General features: G+C 65.8%; 17 protein-coding genes. 6 read left to right on the top strand and 11 right to left on the bottom strand.

The annotated features are described in order from the left end of the window. The first annotated feature begins 186 nt into the window (after window positions 1-186). Window positions 187-312 (top strand): hypothetical protein, encoded by a 126-nt coding sequence (locus ACLQ2W_RS17715; RefSeq protein ID WP_425787382.1) that lies wholly within the window; start codon window positions 187-189, stop codon window positions 310-312. 440 nt (window positions 313-752) lie between these two features. Here the strand turns inward: ACLQ2W_RS17715 and ACLQ2W_RS17710 are convergent, their stop codons facing one another. After that, window positions 753-1,439 carry a peptidase inhibitor family I36 protein gene (locus tag ACLQ2W_RS17710; protein ID WP_425787381.1) on the bottom strand — a complete coding sequence of 229 codons (687 nt, stop codon included), beginning with the start codon at window positions 1,437-1,439 and terminating at the stop codon, window positions 753-755. 373 nt (window positions 1,440-1,812) lie between these two features. Here ACLQ2W_RS17710 and ACLQ2W_RS17705 point away from each other — a divergent pair, with 373 nt between their 5' ends. After that, window positions 1,813-2,418 carry an RNA polymerase sigma factor gene (locus ACLQ2W_RS17705; protein WP_425787380.1) on the top strand — a complete coding sequence of 202 codons (606 nt, stop codon included), beginning with the start codon at window positions 1,813-1,815 and terminating at the stop codon, window positions 2,416-2,418. After that, window positions 2,415-3,365 (top strand): CU044_5270 family protein, encoded by a 951-nt coding sequence (locus ACLQ2W_RS17700; RefSeq protein WP_425787379.1) that lies wholly within the window; start codon window positions 2,415-2,417, stop codon window positions 3,363-3,365. The genes ACLQ2W_RS17705 and ACLQ2W_RS17700 overlap by 4 nt, the downstream gene beginning before the upstream one ends. Window positions 3,366-3,804: 439 nt before the next feature. On the opposite strand, the gene ACLQ2W_RS17695 is transcribed toward ACLQ2W_RS17700, so the two are convergent. Continuing rightward, a complete protein-coding gene (locus ACLQ2W_RS17695) occupies window positions 3,805-4,137 on the bottom strand; it encodes a hypothetical protein (RefSeq protein ID WP_425787378.1) in 333 nt (110 codons plus the stop codon). Window positions 4,138-4,345: 208 nt separating this feature from the next. After that, window positions 4,346-4,624 carry a YrhB domain-containing protein gene (locus tag ACLQ2W_RS17690; RefSeq protein WP_425787377.1) on the bottom strand — a complete coding sequence of 93 codons (279 nt, stop codon included), beginning with the start codon at window positions 4,622-4,624 and terminating at the stop codon, window positions 4,346-4,348. 1,106 nt (window positions 4,625-5,730) lie between these two features. Between ACLQ2W_RS17690 and ACLQ2W_RS17685 the strand changes: the two genes are divergently transcribed. Further along, window positions 5,731-6,612 carry an META domain-containing protein gene (locus tag ACLQ2W_RS17685; RefSeq protein ID WP_425787376.1) on the top strand — a complete coding sequence of 294 codons (882 nt, stop codon included), beginning with the start codon at window positions 5,731-5,733 and terminating at the stop codon, window positions 6,610-6,612. 856 nt (window positions 6,613-7,468) lie between these two features. Further along, the gene (locus tag ACLQ2W_RS17680; RefSeq protein ID WP_425787375.1) at window positions 7,469-8,311 is read left to right on the top strand and encodes a DUF7710 domain-containing protein; all 843 of its coding nucleotides are present in this window, start codon (window positions 7,469-7,471) and stop codon (window positions 8,309-8,311) included. Between the two features lie 250 nt (window positions 8,312-8,561). On the opposite strand, the gene ACLQ2W_RS17675 is transcribed toward ACLQ2W_RS17680, so the two are convergent. The 8 genes from ACLQ2W_RS17675 to ACLQ2W_RS17640 form a co-directional block, all read right to left on the bottom strand. Next, the gene (locus ACLQ2W_RS17675; RefSeq protein WP_425787374.1) at window positions 8,562-9,308 is read right to left on the bottom strand and encodes a hypothetical protein; all 747 of its coding nucleotides are present in this window, start codon (window positions 9,306-9,308) and stop codon (window positions 8,562-8,564) included. Between the two features lie 733 nt (window positions 9,309-10,041). Further along, complete coding sequence (locus ACLQ2W_RS17670) at window positions 10,042-10,239, bottom strand: hypothetical protein (RefSeq protein WP_425787373.1); 198 nt, start codon at window positions 10,237-10,239, stop codon at window positions 10,042-10,044. Between the two features lie 32 nt (window positions 10,240-10,271). Further along, the gene (locus ACLQ2W_RS17665) at window positions 10,272-10,988 is read right to left on the bottom strand and encodes a DinB family protein (RefSeq protein ID WP_425787372.1); all 717 of its coding nucleotides are present in this window, start codon (window positions 10,986-10,988) and stop codon (window positions 10,272-10,274) included. A gap of 233 nt (window positions 10,989-11,221) precedes the next feature. After that, a complete protein-coding gene (locus tag ACLQ2W_RS17660; RefSeq protein ID WP_107162202.1) occupies window positions 11,222-11,458 on the bottom strand; it encodes a hypothetical protein in 237 nt (78 codons plus the stop codon). Between the two features lie 411 nt (window positions 11,459-11,869). After that, window positions 11,870-12,349 (bottom strand): hypothetical protein, encoded by a 480-nt coding sequence (locus ACLQ2W_RS17655; protein ID WP_425787441.1) that lies wholly within the window; start codon window positions 12,347-12,349, stop codon window positions 11,870-11,872. 359 nt (window positions 12,350-12,708) lie between these two features. After that, window positions 12,709-13,508 (bottom strand): IS5 family transposase gene (locus ACLQ2W_RS17650; protein ID WP_425787440.1). Its coding sequence is split into 2 segments (ribosomal slippage): window positions 12,709-13,172 and window positions 13,172-13,508, totalling 801 coding nucleotides; the frame shifts between segments, so codons are not numbered across the junction. A gap of 128 nt (window positions 13,509-13,636) precedes the next feature. Further along, window positions 13,637-14,467: an IS5 family transposase gene (locus tag ACLQ2W_RS17645; RefSeq protein ID WP_425787439.1), complete on the bottom strand. Its 831-nt coding sequence runs from the start codon at window positions 14,465-14,467 to the stop codon at window positions 13,637-13,639. 183 nt (window positions 14,468-14,650) lie between these two features. Beyond that, complete coding sequence (locus ACLQ2W_RS17640; RefSeq protein ID WP_425787371.1) at window positions 14,651-15,637, bottom strand: TolB family protein; 987 nt, start codon at window positions 15,635-15,637, stop codon at window positions 14,651-14,653. A gap of 451 nt (window positions 15,638-16,088) precedes the next feature. Here ACLQ2W_RS17640 and ACLQ2W_RS17635 point away from each other — a divergent pair, with 451 nt between their 5' ends. Then, a complete protein-coding gene (locus tag ACLQ2W_RS17635) occupies window positions 16,089-16,931 on the top strand; it encodes a HEAT repeat domain-containing protein (protein WP_425787370.1) in 843 nt (280 codons plus the stop codon). The last annotated feature ends 92 nt before the right edge of the window (window positions 16,932-17,023 follow it).

Genomic DNA, 17,023 nt, shown 5'->3' with positions numbered 1-17,023 from the left:
GGTGGAAGCCGTCGTCGGGGTAGCTCAGCGTCCAGCAGCGGCGGCTGGCCTTACAGCTCGCGGGGCCGTCGCCGTGGCCCTGCCGCTGCTTCCAGCGCAGGAAGGAGTGCAGCATGCGCCCGACGCGCTCCTTCAGCTCGGTGTGGCACCTGCAGCACCTGGTCGACCACAAGGCATGGTCGCTATGTGCGGCGGCTGGCCGATGTCAGGTTGGGCGGTCACGAGGTGCTGGTCGCGTTGACGGTCCGCCGATTCACCTGCGTGAACGGCGAATGCGGGCGGCGGACCTTCGTCGAGCAGGTCTGCGCCTGACTCGTCGGCATGCTCGTCACACCGTCGTGGCAGATGGTGACTTGGAGGCCGTAGCGGTGGCGTTGGGCGGTCGACCGGGCAGCAGGTTGGCGCAGCAGTCGTCGGCGGTGAGTTTGTCACAGGGGTCGCATGATCCAGGCGGTAATCCGCCGGGCCGAGGGCACTCGGACTGAGGTCGCAGGGGCGGGTCCTGTCCTACCCTGAGCCTCGCGCCCATCGATGACCGGGCCTGCCGCACCCATCCTGACTAGCAAGATGATCAATGATTACTGATCTCCAGGTCGCCGACGTGTTCCCGTCCACTCCCGATCGTTTCAATGGGTCGGGCGACGCGAGTTCCCGGTGTCGAATAGACGGTGCGAGCCGACCGCAGTCGACCCGCACCGTCGATCAAGAGGGCGGAAATAGAAGCTCCCGGGCCTCATCCCTTACATTGGTGGCTAGCAGACGTGAACGCCGTCAATGATGTCGTTGTAGCCGCGCGACGTGCCAATGTTGTAGTCGTAGTTTGTTGCACTGCTGCTGAAGAGATAATCCCATGAGCGCTCAACGCCGTTCCAGTTGTAGAAAATACTGGTGGTGTTAGTCGTTTGATTGTTGATGTAGCTCGTAACCTTGTCATTCCATTTGCCGCCGGTGGGGAAGCTGATCGTCCCCAAATCCATGAAGCCACACTGGAGAAATCTGATTTTGTAACCGCCGAAGCTGGCATTCTGGTAAAGGCACAGATACTGGTACGCGCAGTCCCACAGAGTACTTCCAGCCGCGACGCTCGCGCGCTCGCCCAGCATCTTGGTCGATCCCTGAGGCGGAGCGGCGGGGGCAGGCCGTACAGGCCGGGGGGCCGCAAGTTCTGCCGCGACTTCCTGCTTCGACAGGACACGCTGATCCCGGGGCTGATCGGCCGGCATGCTGATCTCGATTCCGGGCGCGATCCGCAGCGTGTCTTCGCTGACCACCTGCGAACCCGGGTAGAGCTCCATCATCGATTGCATAGCTACTGACACGTTCGAAGCCGCAGGCGCCGCTGAGGGGTTGGCATGGGCGGGCGCGCCGGCCATGGCAACAGTGGTCGCTGCGATCGAGGTGGCCATCAAGAAGCTGGCCAGTTTTCTGGAGATTAACATGCGATCCTTCCCCGTGAGTTTCCGCCCGCTGTTTTATATTGCAACACAACGTTGCGGATAGCAGGCATTACCGGGACGGCTTCCGCTTTTCCGCCCCGAATGTTGGTTCAAGCTAGCAGCGGCCGGACCGCTAGCGCAGCCCCGAAAACTGTTGGCAAATCGGCATCCGCGCCCTCGCGTCTCCAGCGATGCGGAGAGTATGGGAGATCTCGCCGTTGAGCAGGCCACAGCCCTGCTCATGCTGATCAAGGTTGCTTACGGTGATCATAACAAATCCATAACGCTATCGTCGCGAGCATCGAACGGGCGAACTCACCAGCTGGCGGGCGCATAGAACGAACGTCAAGCAAAATTTTCTAGGAGGCGGCTGAGGGTGATTGACACGGATGGCTGCGTCCAGCGTCCCCTGTCTGGGGTAGAGGAAAGCACTGACGCTGAGGTCGTCAGGGGCTCACTGACGGAACCTGCGCGGTTCGGCCTGCTGTACGAGCGGCATGCCAAGGTGCTGCACACCTACGCGTACCGGCGGCTGGGACGGGAAGCTGCCGAGGACGTCGTGGCTGAGACGTTCATGAAGGCATTTCGTGCCAGACGGACGTATGACCTCAGCCGCCAGGATGCTCGGCCTTGGTTCTTCGCCATCGCGATCAGGGAGATCGCCCGTCATCACCGCATTGAGCAGGCCAGGTATCGCGTTCTCCTGCGGTCTGCTGACGACCAGCGTGAAGAGTGTCATGCCGATCGAGTAGCTGATGCCGCCTCAGCTCAGATCTGGCGTAGGCCGCTGATCGAAGCGCTGATGCGGCTCACCCGCCGGGAGCGGGATGTGCTGCTCATGGTCGCATGGGCTGACCTGACCTACGAAGAGATCGCGCGAGCGCTTGAGATACCCCTTGGCACGGTCCGATCGCGGCTAAACCGGGCCCGTCAGAAGATCCGTAAATATCTACCCGACGACATCGCCTTGGAGAAGAAGTGAAGGACTTGGAGTTAATCAAGCGACTCGGGGAGGGCCTTGACCCCAATGAGGGTGAGTCGCTTGCCGATTTACCCGCTAATGCTTTCCGCGACCTACCGCGCAGGCGACCAGTTCGGCCCTGGCAAGCCGGGGTGGCGGCGATTGCCGCGCTGGGCGTCACTGCGGTGGCGGCGGGTAGTTGGCTTAATCTTCATGATCCAAGTGAATCAAGAGCTACTCCGCGGGCCGCGACTGTCCTCGACAACGCCGCCGCCGTCAGCCAAGAAACCCCCATCTTGCGACCTCAACAAAACGCCTACGTCTTCACCGAGACGGTCAGCAGTTACCCGGCGCAGGTCCAACAGTCTGACGGCTCCTTCGAGGTCATCCGTGATGCACCGACTCTGACACAGGTCTGGCTTCCCGTGGACCCTGCGAAGGCCGGCCAACAGCGGCAACGGCCCAAGGACGGTAACGCCGAGTGGGGACCTTGGATACCGCTGCCTGCATGCCAGCAGAAGCAGGGCAAGTCTTCGGGCAAGAATGGCAGCAGCTTCTCGGAGTGCACGCGGGGTGTTCTACCGGCGGACTTTCCCACCGACCCCTCCGCTGTGTTGGTCTGGCTCAGGGGAAACGTTCCGACTGGCGCGCCTAGCCCACGCCCGTCCATTGGTAGTCCGATCGAAGGTCTGGAAGCTCTGGCCTTTGAACGGGCGAGCAGCCTCCTTATGCAAGGAACATACTTACTTCCTGGCCAGCGAAGCGCGATCTTCAAGGCTCTGGCACAGCTCGAAGGTGTTGAGGCGGCGCGCGACGTTCAAGACGGCGCAGGGCGGCAGGGCATCGGCGTCTCAGCTGGAGGTAGTGAAGCACTGGTTTTCGACTCCATCTCGTTCGCGTTCCTTGGCACTACCAGCTCGGCGGTGATACGACAGAGCCCATCCACAGAACCCGGCAAGACCCCCTAGTGCCTTGACCGCGAAGAATCGCGGTGTTGGGGCCAGGCTGCGCGGGCGGCAGGCTGGCCCCAACGTCGTTGGTGTTTGCTGCGGATGAGGCGCGTCCTCTGCAACTAGCGGCCAGGTCCTCGGGGTGGCGGGCGCTGGCGTTGAGCCAGCGCAGGTAGGCCTGCAGCTTCCGGGTTAGCCTCGGATGGCTCGGGTGTTTTGAACGGCGATGGTCCGCCCTCGATCAGCTGCCCCGCTACACGGAATTGGCGTGAGCCGGTCCGGATCGTGGCCTCGCCGCGCGTTGACAGACCGCCCTATTGTCTCGTCGCTGACGTGGTGGGACGCCCCGCCGGTCGTGGATCTGAGCAACACCGCTCTGAGTCCCGACTGACGCTTGATATTTCCGTCCCAGCTGATGGTTGACGGAGTTGCCTAGGAAAGAGTCGGAGGGCTCATCCTAGACGGCTTGGTGGATCAGATCGCTGTGGTGCTCGACTGAGCGACGTCCGGGCCCAGCGTATTCGGTGAGGGTGAACCGGCGCTGGTCGTCAGTGGGGTGGGCAGTGACGGCGATGATGCTTTGGTCATCGAAGCGGAGCGTGAAGACGGGATCTTGGTCGCAGAGGAACGCGAAGCCGTCGCGATCCTCGTCGGTGTCGCTGACGAGGTGGCCATGGGCGACCCATTCGGCGTCGCTGACGGTGATCACGACGGCCACCTCGACACTGCCGAGCAGGGTTGAGGCGTTGGCCCACCAGTCCAGCCAGCAGCGGCCCTCGAAGCGGTCCATGCCGGCGATCCTCTTTGGAACTCGGCTTGACTCCAGGTTACCCTCGACAGCTGTCCCTCCTGCTTGAGCTGGCGGCATCCCCAACCCGCAGTTGTTGGCCCATGCCCCAGCCTCGTCACACGGGCCCGCAAGCGTCTCGATCGCTAACGGCAGCGGCCCTTGCTCCTCCCGCGTGAGGCTCACCAAGCAGTCCGAGGGTTCATCTCCCTCACATAGCGCGTCGACGTACGCCTTGGCATCCCTCAGGCCCATCCGCGGCGCCTGCCGGCGGACATGCCGCAGGGCCTTGCCCTACCAGCATCCTTCCGAAGTCACCGGAGCGCAGGTACTCAACAGACTGCCAGGCGACCAACCACCCGAGTGCGTGCTCCTCCACACCGCAGACCGCAACCTCGGGCACATCGGCCAGCCGCCCCTCGCGTCGCTGCCTGATCAACAAGGCCTCGACGAGCGCCACAGCGCGCTCCCTGGTGATCACATCCGGCATCATCCATCACGACGACCCACACACCAACCCCATTCGGCCTCCTGCTTGTATCTCATCGACTTTCGACGATCCAACGATGTCTTGTCATCAACCTGGGCGGAGTTCGCCCTCCCGACAAGCGGCAGCACAGCGCGGCCGACTCCTTCGGGAACGCCGAATTGGTCACCGCTCAGAAAGCCCACTCAGAGGCTTGGCGATGGGATTCGGCCCTCGACTCGCGGGATCCATACGGACGCCATCACGACGGCACCCAAAGCCGTACATCGATGCGGCATGCCTCGTTGTCGGCGTCGACAAGCTCAAGCCGACAACCGGCACCAGCCAGGCGGGGAGCAGCAACCCTGACCACTTCGGCCTTCTGGGAGGTCAAACCAGGCCTCTCTCCCACATCTTCGCAGGCCAAAGCCTTTCCACCCCGCTCAGGCTCGGTGAGCTCTCAACACCTGGGGCCGAGCTGGATGGCTGCGATGGCCACCAGCTCCCGGACGCCGTTGGCGGCGGGCATCGCCTGATCCACGGCCAGCCACGCCAGCTCAACGTCACCGAGCTTGACCAGGAGGGCGGCGGTGACTCGATACGCTTTGACCAGCGGGCCGCCCGTCGTCGGTTGATATCGGTTCGCCCCCGTCCATCCCGGCTGCTGTCACCGTTGCTGTTGACAGCAATAGGGCCGTAGCGTCGGAGTTTCGCGTGCCCTGCCAGCTTCGAGGTCGAATAGACCCAGACTCAACGACGGGTGCGGCTTCGCCGAACCGCCCAGACTCCCCCAACGATGGCCGCTGCCGTCGGCAGGAGGCAGCAAAGGGTGAGAATGGCCAGGTGCCAAGGCTTGATTGCTCCCATGGCCGCGACGGTAGTCGCTGTTGACCACCGTCGACGTCCCAGCAAGTCGACAGAGTCGGGTCCCCGACGACGCAGCTCAACGTCACTATCGGTCAAACCCCGAGCCGTGCCACACCGACCGGCAGCCGCCTTCGCATCACATTCAGCTTTGCGAACTCCGGGCGCACCCGACGTCCCTCCCGGCCGTTAAACAGGAGCAGGCGGTCTGGTAACTCGCTACACGAGACCCAGAGCCTGGCCAGAGCCCGACCGGAGGAGCCGAGGTGGTACGGCAGGGTTACCTCGCGACGCTGGCCGTGATGGGTGCGCTGCTCGCCGGATGCAGTCACCCGGAGCGCGCGAATCCGCAGCCGATCTCGGGAACCAGCGGGCCTGTGGCGCCGTTGGCGCCGGCGTCACTGATCGGTTCTTGGACGATCGTCGACGTCGCCGACCCCGGCGCGGGCACGATCCTGCGCCTCGCGGACCCCGATCTGGACCTGATCGGCAGCCGCTGCGGCACTCTGGGCGGATCCTGGCGGGCCAGCAACGACGGCACCTTCCTCGCGGACATCTACACCGCTACCACCACCGCGGTCGAAGGCATCCCCGGCTGCGCGAAGGCCAGTCAAGAAACCCCCGAATGGCTGCGCCGCGTCACCGCCTACCAATTCGACCGCGCAGGACTACCCGTGCTCCTGGACGCACGAGCGCAACCGGTCGCCCGGCTGATCCCCGGGGCGACACCGACCCCCGAGCCCGACAAGGCCGACGACCTACTGGAACCGCCGGTGATCACCGACGAGGCCCGCCGGGCCCTGACACCCGCGGTCGCCCTACCGGCGAAGCTGGTTCCGGTGGACCGACACCGGCTGGCGGGTCGCTGGGTACCCCTGACGGGACACAAGGCCGCATACGTGACGTTCACGGCCGACGGTGAATGGCGCGGATCCGACGGCTGCAACGACGAGAGCGGTCGGTGGATCACCGCTGCCAGCGGCACACTACTCACGACCACAAGAGGAACCACCCTGGTGTTTTGCGCCGACAGTGTGTCGATCGGAGGATGGCTCGAGACGACCAGACGAGCAGGTTTCGACGGTCAGACCCTAGTGCTCCTCGACGCCCAGGGAACGGAGACAGGTCGGTTGTCTCCCGCGAACTAACCGCCGCCCCGTTGACCGCGGCTGTCTACCATCGGTTGGCGATCTGTACCGGCGCGCGCCCCGCCCTGCGGGGCCGGCCGCGGTATCGCCGCCGGCCCACGCTGGACAGTCGCCGCCCAACTGCCTCTGGTCGCTTCGTCGGCACGGTCGTCGTCTGTTCACGATCCGGGGCGGCTCGCCAAACCGTGCGCCCCGACCAGGGGCCCCGTTTGAGGCGGCGTTGACAAAGTCGACCGCTTCCTATCTTCTCTGGCTGGGAAGTATGCGCAGGTCACAGCGGTAAGGGGCTGCTGGATAGTCTGGCCTTGCAGGTGGGAGCAGATTGGGCGCACCTCGGCGAAGAGGTCACCGCGCACGAAGAGCTCACCGAACCTGGGCGGGGCGAAAGGGCTTGACCTGCGGAGGCGTGGGGGAGCGGTCTGGTGTGACCTCCCAGAGAAGACCGAAGAGGTCAGCCTTCGCTATTCCCCGCCTGGCCGGTGCCGGCGGTCGTCGTAGAGGCCGCTGATGCCGGTCAAGACGGCCATGTTGCATCGACGTATGGCTCTGGGATGGACCGTTCTGCTGTCGGTGTGGATTCCGGCACCTGAGACTCGAATCCCACCAGCGAATCGCAGACCAGGGCTTCCTGGGTGGTGACTCTTTGGCCTGCCCGAAAGCATCGGCGCTTCCGCTTCGCGTGCTGGCGGCGCCCCTGTTGCCAATGACCGCGTGCCCGAAGGTCGTTGAGGTGTCATGATCGGCGGCGATGAGTAGCGGTGAACCATCCGAGGCCGGCCTTAGTGAGGTACGCCGGCACCATCTGGCGCAGGTGAACGGTGTCCTCCGTCGCCCTGGTATGTACGGCAGGGACGAGATGGCCGAACGGCTGCTGTTGGAGGCGATGGCCGCGGTGGATGGCAGCCTGACGCGATGGCGGGCGGAGTGCGATGGGCTCCGTGAGCGCAACGCGTTCGCCCCGACGGGTGTCGTGGGCGCCTACAGCAAGGTCCTTCCGGCGGATGCCCTACGGGATGCCACGGCCTCCGTCTATGCCGAGATCGCTGATCGCCTCGGCTGGCTCGAGCTGGACCGGGCGCTGTCGGAGGCCGAGTTTCAGCAGTTGCGTACGGATGTCGGGGAGTGGGTGACGCAGGATCGGACGCTGTCCGAGCTCATCGAGACGTTCGGGCCCCCGTCGCTGTGGATCGGCGGAACCAACCCCTTCTTCCCCAAGACCCTCGTTTACACCACGGCTGATCCCGCCCACGGCCTGATCTGCTTCCACCTGTGGAACGCCTTCGCGAACACCCCAGCCGGGACAGGGCTTGAAGGGGTGCACCCTGAACCGCTGGTCCTGGCCGTACGTCATCGCTCAGGCAGCTTTCCCGACTCGTTGTCGTTCACGCCGGAGGGCCTACGCCGCAGGCCGACCGCCGACCAGCGAAGCCCGCTCAGGTCTGCGGTCTGGGTGTTCCACGGCGACCGCGCCCGATACGCCTCCGGGGTTTTCGACACCCTCGACGCCGGACTCGCCTGGGCAGCCGAGCACCAGGTGACCGGGGTCCTGGCCGAGTACGGCATCGGGGGCGCCTACGACATCGCCGTCAGTGAGGGCCGTTTCACACCGTCGAAGGCGCGCCACGGCAGCGCGCACCATATCGCCGCCTTCGGCCCGGGTCTACGGCACCTCCACCTGACCGACGGCCGCCGCGACTGACAAGAGGTCACCCAACTCAAGCCGACAAAAGATCATGACCCGGTCGCGGCAAGCGCCTCGCGAGCCAGCGGGCACCTGGCTCGGTGCCGATGGTGCGCACAAGGCTCGTCGGGTCAGTCCCGGCTCGCAGAGGCGGGCGAGCCCAGCCACGGGCCATGACGGGCCGAGCGCTTGTCGGCAGGTACTAGTCAGCCGGTCTGCTGGCGAGAGGGCGGCGATTCGACGCCCACGCGCAGCCCGACCGTGCGATTCAACGGACGACGAGATCGTCGGCGATGCGCAGGGTCCTGCCATCGTGATGGATGGGCTGCACACCGTCGAACGCGGCGCTGGTGATCTGGAACCGCGAGGGTTGCGTGATCTCCTCGCTGACGAGGGCCCATGGTGCTGCGGGGTCTGCGCCCGGCGCCGCGGCGAGCAGGACGGCACAGCCGTGGCGAGGGACGTCGTGGTCGTCGTGGGGCTCGTCGTACTGCGCATGGCGCAGCAGGGCCGGGCCGGATCGGACCGGGTCAGGTGCCATCGTGGGTGGTACGTGACGCCACCGTTGGTCAAGCTCCGCGAAGGCATTCTGGCGCGCTGCTCCGTGGCGGGCGCTCGCGGCCAGGATTGCACTGCCGGCGTCGGCCGCGACACGGCAGATGTCGAGGATCGGAACGCCGGCGGCCAGATTCGGATAGTGGTGGACGAGCCGAGCGTGGCTCATCAACATGACGAGCGCTCGGGCGGCTGCCTGCTGCGGTGCGGTCAGGGTCGACGTCCGGGCCGGCTTCCGCCGTTGCGGCCGTTCGTGCGGCGTGGTGAGGTCGGCCGCCTTTCCCGCTGTCGACTCGTGCCATCGGGGGTCGTCGGGCCAGACCGTGGCCTTGATCGCCAGGAGGCGTCCGGTCCGCCCGATCGTCACGGCTGACCCGACGCTGGTGCGGCTTACGGTCATCCCGAGCCGATCGTCGGCGTTGAACTGCAGGTCGGCGACGCCGTCGAAGGTGAACTTCAACGGTGCGGCCGGCCAGGGTTTCCTCGACCCGTCCCGCGCGACACGTCCGATACTGGGAGTGAATCGCCGCGGAGCGGCCAAGGTCATGCACCTTCAAGCCCTGGTCCGCCGGCCGCACCGTGAGGGAGCGCACGGTCCCGCTGGCGAGGTCGTAGTCCTGGTCCAGCGCAGCAACGATCTCTGCGGTAAGCGGGATCGCGCCCGGGAAGACTTGCCCCTGGTAGTCCCGATGTATGGAGCGCTGCGGCCTCGCGGGGGGAAGTACCGTGTCCAAACTTGGGTCCAGGTCGACCATCAGCCTGCGTCGGTCTGCCCCGAATTCAGCCATCCACCGCAGCCCGGCGCTGGCGCTCCTGGATCGAAGCGGCCAAGGAGCGCAAGCCGCGCCCACCAGCGGCACGGTGTTGTTGTCCCAGATGTCGGCGAGGCGACCGATGCGGGTCGCGTCGAAGCTGCGGGCGTCCGACGCCAGGGTGGCAATCTCCCGAACGGAACGATTCAGCAGTCCCGCGAAGGCTTCCAACGGCGAGTTCACGCCCGCGAGTATGCCGGACCTAACCGAAGGCGAGAGGTGTGCCGATGGCAAAGAGGAAGTCGCCCCCGTAGTCCAGAGGCCAAATGAGTAGCATGCGTTCCCCACACGACGGACCCCACATGCTGAGACTCGAGTCCCATCAGCAGCCCTCGGAGTGGGGCTTCTGCCTCGGTGACCTCATCGACTTGCCCGAAAGCTTCAGCACCCGTGGATCGAGTTCGCGGGCCGGCGACGTCCGCTCATGCCGAAGAGCGCGCGTTCGGCCCCCGACAGATCTCGCCGACCCTCCACGGCCGCCCGCCCGGAGAACACGTAAGCCAGAGCCGCCGGATACTCCAGAAGTGCCGCGTCCAGCTCCGGCGTCAGCAGCGCGCAGACGATCAGCGATACCCGCATGGGCAAGAGGCCGGGTCAACGGCCGGCCCTACTCAGCGGTCCTGTGCCGAAATCAGGTCGAGGTCGCGGACGCAGAAGCCGTGGTGCTCGAAGGTCTCGTTGAGCACCGTGCGGAGGCACTGCCGCACCGAGCGGCCCCGGGCGTACGGCGGCCAGACATCGTCGTCGGGCACCGGCGCTCGCGCGGCTAGTTGTACAGCGGTGACCTTGTCGAGCCAGGCCTCCAGCTCGGCGGCCTGTGCGTCACGCACGCTCACTATCTCGTCCAGGGCCGGGTCGGACGAGAGGTCAAGCCCGTGCGCTCCGCCGTAGGGCTCGACGCTCGTCCCGATGCCCATCGGCGTGAACAGCTGTGTCGAGCCCAGGCAGCAGCGGCGGAACCACGAGTCGTGGACGAAGACTAGGTGGCGCAAGGTCTGCAGCGCTGACCACTCGTCGTTCACGCTGCAGCGCTCGGTGCCGGGCGTCTGGCGGATCCGCTCGATCGTGGCGGCCCAGCCGGTATGGAGCTGACGTGCTGCCTCGCGCAGGTCGGCAGGGTCCTCGGAGCGGATCAGCGCCCGTACCGGATGACGCCGGTCGAGCTCTGCTTCGACGTACTGCGTGACGTCGACACCGTTCACCACGAGGTTGGTGACCAACCCGTCGATCACGACATCTTGCATGACGACACCGATCAGGCGCGCCCCGGTCAGATCACACTCGCGGAACTCCGCACCGTGCAGATCCTCGTCCACATATCGCGTCATGCCCCACACATTAGGGCCGCACACCGACAAGCCAGTCTCGGCTCGGCTGCACTCCGTGATCTCCCCGCCAACTGCACGGCGGCCAATGGCGAGCCATGACGCATCGTGACGCACAACCGAGGCAGCCGGATGCACGCTCATGCCGCGGACCGTGCGCCGCGCAGCGTCACGATCGCGTGAGTCAGGTGCCGTCCGGTCGCGCCGGTGACGGGGCGAAGGGATCGCCGATTGTGCTACGGATTGGCGGTCTGCCGGATGAACGACAAGACCCTCGGCAGGACGTAACAGAACTCGCCGCCACCCCACGAGTCCACGAGGCCACCGGCTCGTTCCATCGCATCCCAAAACGGCTCAGTCGAGCGGATGATGTCCTCCGCAGTAGCCGGATCGATGTCGATGGCAGCGCAGACAGCTGCCGTCAGCTCCGCGCGAGATTCGGCGGGCATGTCCTGCAACGGATCATGAGGCATCCGCAGAAGCTACCTCAGGCGACGTCCACGCTCATGCTGCTTCGGGAGGGCGTGGCCGGCAAGCACCAGGCCACACTGCATACCAAGTAGCGAGCACGGTGTAGTGCGCCCCGTCTGGGCCGTCCACGCGGCCGGTGAGCTTCTTGCGCTGTCGGACCTTCACCAGCAATCAGAGTAGGCGGCCCGGCTATCAAGAGCGTCCAGTGCATGGCTCCGCGTGGGCGCGCCGGAAACAGGAGCTCCCGTCACTCTCCGTAGACGTCTGGCGTTTGCATTGGCTCGATTCCCGTGCACGCACGTGCCGATGAGAGCGCACCTGATCTTGTTATTGGGAAGGGCAGTGTGTTGCCTGATGGCCGGCGTGGACGGTAGCGGCGGATGGGTGCAACCTGGGCCCCGCGACCACGCTTGTCAGGTGACTTTGGCGTCGAGTAGGTCGGCCGCTTCCTCGAGTGTGGTTGCGAATGCGTCTGGCGGGATCCTGGCGACGAAGACCCTCCCGAGGTCTTCCGGGAAGGGATGGGTCGGCCGCCAGAACGCGAAGACGATCACGAGATCATCGTCCAGCCAGGCGTACCGTGACACGTTGTCGACGGTTTCACCCCAGGTCATGAACCAGAACTGCTCGCGAAACTCCGTCTCGTCCGCTTTGAGAAGCCCGAAGATCTCCTCCGGCGTTCGCTCCGGGTAGGGGCAAGCCTGCACGTCGCGCCGGCGCACCTGCGCCGCACTCGACCGCAAGGACCGAAGGAACGAAGGGAGGAAGGCCACGTTGTCATCGGTGGTCAACCATTTGCCCGCGGCCCAAAGATCAACGACGCGGAGCTCGGAAGAGATACCCTCGCCGACCTCCACGGCGAAGATGGCCCGATCACCGAATCGTCGTGTCATCACTCGCGGAGGCTAACAGCGAACGCCACGACGCCGCCGGTAGGCGGGCCATCGCTGCGATCGCCGCCCAGTGTCGATACACGAGATTGCCTCAACGAGCCGACCTCGGGCGGCTCACTCTTCTGCCGCTCCTCGCGCGTTGCGGAGCGTTACCGTCGATGGGGTCGGAGCGCGTCCGGGCCCGTCGGTGGCCTACGGATACGGTTTCAAGGTGCTTGTCGGCGCTACGCGACCGTTGATCTTTGTCGATGTTGACGGTGTGCTCATCCCGTTCCGGGTCCGGTCGACGGGCGCACGCCGTTTCAGCAATGGGGTAGGCGACGCTGTTGACGGCTTCGGCAATCCGCTGCTAAGAACTCCTAACTCTGGGGGCGTTGGAGTTGGCGCCAGCAGATGAGGGAGCAGGCGAGGCTGAGGAAGGCTTCGTGGATGTCGTCGCGGATTTCCCAGCGGATGCGTAGGCGGCGGAACCAGTGCAGCCAGGCGATGGTGCGTTCCACGACCCAGCGTGTGGTGCCGAGGCCGGAGCCGTGGGGTGTGCCGCGTCGGGCGATGACGGGGGTGACGCCGCGGGCCTGGATCTGTTGGCGGTGGCTGTCGTAGTCGTAGCCCCGATCGGCGTACAGCCGGTCGGGGCGCCGCCGTGGTGGGCCTGGGCGTCCGCCGATGGGTGGGATGGCGTCGAGTAGGACGGTGGTCTGGGTGGAGTCGTGACGGTTGCCGCCGGTCAGCGTGACGGCGAGGGGGATCCCGCCGGCGTCGGTGATGACGTGGTGTTTCGAGCCCGGCTTGCGGCGGTCGACCGGGCTCGGGCCAGTTTTGGGCCGCCCTTGAGCGCCCTGATGTGGGAGCCGTCGATCACCGCCCTCGACAGGTCCAACTGCCCCGCGCCGCGTAGGCGGGCCAGCAGAATCTCGTGCAACCGCTGCCACACCCCGGCGTCATTCCAGTCCCGCAACCTGCGCCAGCAGGTCATCCCCGACCCGAACCCGAGTTCTTGGGGCAGGAACTCCCACGGGATCGCGGTGTAGAGCACGAACAAGATCCCACAGAACACCCTGCGGTCATCCAGCGGTTTACGCCCTGGATAGCGGCTCCGCCGTGGTGGGCGGGGTGGCAGCAGCGGTGCGATCTCGGCCCACAACTCGTCCGAGACGATCCACGGCGGCTGCTCACCCCTCCTCACATGCAGACGAAACGACCCTCACATCCAGTCGGTTACGCCCAACATCATTAAGTTAGGACCTCTAAGAGGGCATCTGATCTCGGTTGGCGAGTTTAGTCCGTTTAGCTGGTTTCGTTTCGCCAGGTTGGGGTGGATTCTCCGGTGAGGTAGCGGCTCATTGTGTTAGCCATCGCCCAGTGGATCATCGCTCGGGTGCGTTGCGGGAGGGTCTCGTAGTCGCGGACGAGTCGTCGGTGCTGCATAAGCCAGCCGAAGGTGCGTTCGACGACCCACCGTCGTGGCTGGACGTGGAAGCCCTTGCCTGCCGGGCGGGGCACCACCTCGACGTCGACGCCCAGCCGGGCGCCGTGCGCCCGGACCGCGGTGTTGTAGCCGCCGTCAACCCACGCCTTGGACACAGTCGGATGGTCGGCCGAAACGGTGTCGAGCAGGTGCCGGCCGCCGGCGGAGTCCTGGACCGACGCGGCGGTGACGATCACCGCCAGGAGCAGACCGAGGGTGTCGGTGGCGATGTGCCGCTTGCGTCCCTTGATCTTCTTCGCCGCGTCAATGCCCTGGCTGGACTCGGCGACGTTGCAGGAGGTCTTCACGCTCTGCGAGTCCAACACCACCGCCGACGGGCTCCCCCGACGACCCCGAGCGACCCGGACCCGTTCCCGCAGCAGATCGTGGATCCGCTGCGTGGTCCCGTCCGCCTCCCACTTGGCGTAATAGTCGTACACCGTCTTCGCCGGCGGGAAGTCATGCGGCAGGTACTCCCACGCGATCCCCGTCCTGGCCACATACAGGATCGCGTTGACGATCTCCCGCAGGTCATGCGCCGGCCGGCTGATCCCCAAACCCACCCGAGCCGCCCGCCACGCGGCCAGCACCGGCTCAATCAACGCCCACCGCTCATCCAACAAGTCCGACCGATACCCGCGCCGATTCACACCCACGACGTGATCAACGAGCCGAGCCCACCGCAGCCACGACCGAACGTGAATCAACCGCTACACGGATCAGATGCCCTCTAAGCACCCGTTCCAAGCGGAGACGCCAGCAAGCCGCGGACACCTCGGCGCCCGCGAACTTCGTGGAGCCACGGGCTCACGAGCAGGTAACACGCTAGGCGTCTACGGCGCTGCGGCGAACTTCAATCGGTCGAAGTCCTCGACGTAGACGAGCCGCTTGCCGTCAGGCGAGAAGCTAGGGGCATACGCGTTCCCGCCGGCGGCGATCCTCGTCTTCTTCCCGGTGCCGACGTCGACCGACCAGACCCCGCCTCCGTCATCCGACGAGACGGCAGCGATCACCGACTGGCCGTCCGGTGACACTGCGAGATCGGCGAGGCTCGGAAGTTCGGTGAGGAACCTGGCTGTGACCGATTTCCCATCCCACTCGGTCAGGTGCCAGGTGAAGTCGTCCGGACTCACCTCGGGAGGTAGCGGCAACCTGCCGAGGGAGTCGGGTGCGGTGATGAAGAACAGCCGGTCGCCCACTGCTGCCGGTGACCGCACCAGCACGATGGACTCGCAGCCCGTATCACTGCCACTGAGGTTGAAGGTTCTCCCGTCGATCGTTACCGGAGCGGGGAACTCAGATGCCGTCCCGTCAGCGAGTATCTGAATGCCCCCCGGGCCGCACTCCCGGGGCGCCTCTACGTATCCCCTGCCGTCACCGTTCACGAGTGCGGCGCCGGCAAGGAAGCGCGTCAGCGCCAGAGGCGCGAACGTCTTGTCGTCCGGGGAGTAGCTGAGCAGCTCGGTGCGGCTCCAGCCGCACTCGAGTGCCACCCCGACATCGCCGTTGGAGCCGGCGAAGAGAAAGCTGAACCCAGTCCCCTCATCGCAGTCAGCCTCCTGTGGGGGACCCTTAAGGACGCGTTCTGCCTTCCCCTGATCAGGCCGCTGCCGCCACAATTCGGCCCAGTCCGAGGACACCTCTCGCAGGTAGTAGACCCAACCATCGGCGGCCCAGACGGGATTGAACACGGAGACCGGCTCCACGAGCCCCATGATCCGACCACACCCGCCGAGCATGACCACGGCCAGCACGACAACCGGCAAGGTGACCATACGCAGCGCACGCGCACGCGACCTTACGGCGTTCATCTGCCTCATTTCCTCCGTCCCTCGGCGGGCTCACTTTAGACACCACCACGACCCGGCGGTTGGGGTCAGGTCGAGGAGTTGGCGACAGCCGCCCTCCGGGAGGGGGTATGGGAGCCGCTGGATGCGGTGGGAAGAGGCAGCGATCGCATCGCATCTGATGGCCTCACACCGCACATCCCGCAGACACACCGGTCTCGGCCTGGGCGGCAAGCAGACCGCATCCGTCCGTCAGCCGCCGGCCGTGTCGTGCCGAGATTGGGGGAGCGGGATGGGAGCAGACGGGTGCACTGAACGGCGTTCAACAGCGCTTTACGGCCCTGAACGGCATCCAACTGAACCCACCGCGACCCGCAAATTCTCGTTTCCGCAGGTCAGGGTCGGTGCGGCGTCCTGTGGCCTCCGAAGGTGTCGGCCTTGATGTTCCCCGATTGCCGGTCGGACGGCGTCCGTCCATGCCGAGATGAGTGCGTTGTTCCTCGATCCGGTCGTGTGGGGCGCCCGAGAACTCGTGACCATCACCACCCGCTGGCCGGCTAGCATCCTGGCAATGGCGGAGTTCGTGCACATCACCGTGGCGGGGTCGGCTCGACGCATCGAGCGCTCGGGAATCGCCGCGCGTAGCCACGGGTGGACCGGCGGACCGGGCGTGTATTGCATGCCAGTGCTGCCATCGTTCACTCTCACCTACCAGTGGGTTCGCGAGCTGCGGCGTTGGCACTCGGGCGTGCTGGTAGGGGTGCATCTGCGGCTGCCCGACGACGAGCCGGTGACCGTCGGACGCTACGGTGCCGCACCGCGCGAGACCACCGCTGCAGCAGCAGTCGCGGCGGTGCGTGAACTCGATGATCCGCGCGGCTACGAGGTGTTCGTGCCCCGCGCGATCCTGAGCGCCGAGGTGCGACGGACCCGAGATGTTCCGCAGGGAGTCGGTTGGCGGTACCTGCCGGCAGCCCACGGCCGGCGGCCCTGCCCGTGTCCATCCTGTCTCCCGCGCGGAGGGTACAAGGTGGCCAAGTTGCGCCGTCGATTCCCTTACGACGATCCGCCCAAGCAGAAGCTTGAGCTGATGCGTCGGTTGCGGACGGCGAGCACCGCCGACGAGATCATCGACGTGCTATGCGAGCTGGGCCAAGGCCGGCGCGGCGGCGCCGAGGAGTTGGCATACCTAGCCGATCATCCCGATCCGGACGTACGCGACACCCTGGAGAGCGTCCTGCGGGCTTACCGCGGTCGCGAAGCGCGGCGGCTACGCGAGCGGTTACAGCACAACGATCTAACAGCACCGGATGTGGACAACTGCTGATCGACACTATCCGACTCGGCCGGCAGCCGTCGTGGTCGACACTGCGGACTCCTCGCCTAAGTCATACGGATTTGCCGCGAGGCGCGGGTCTT

The sequence above is a fragment of the Micromonospora sp. DT227 genome (assembly GCF_049841835.1).
GTDB lineage: Bacteria > Actinomycetota > Actinomycetes > Mycobacteriales > Micromonosporaceae > Micromonospora.
Note: the sequence above shows the minus strand (reverse complement) of the source record. Positions and strands in the feature narration are given on the sequence as shown.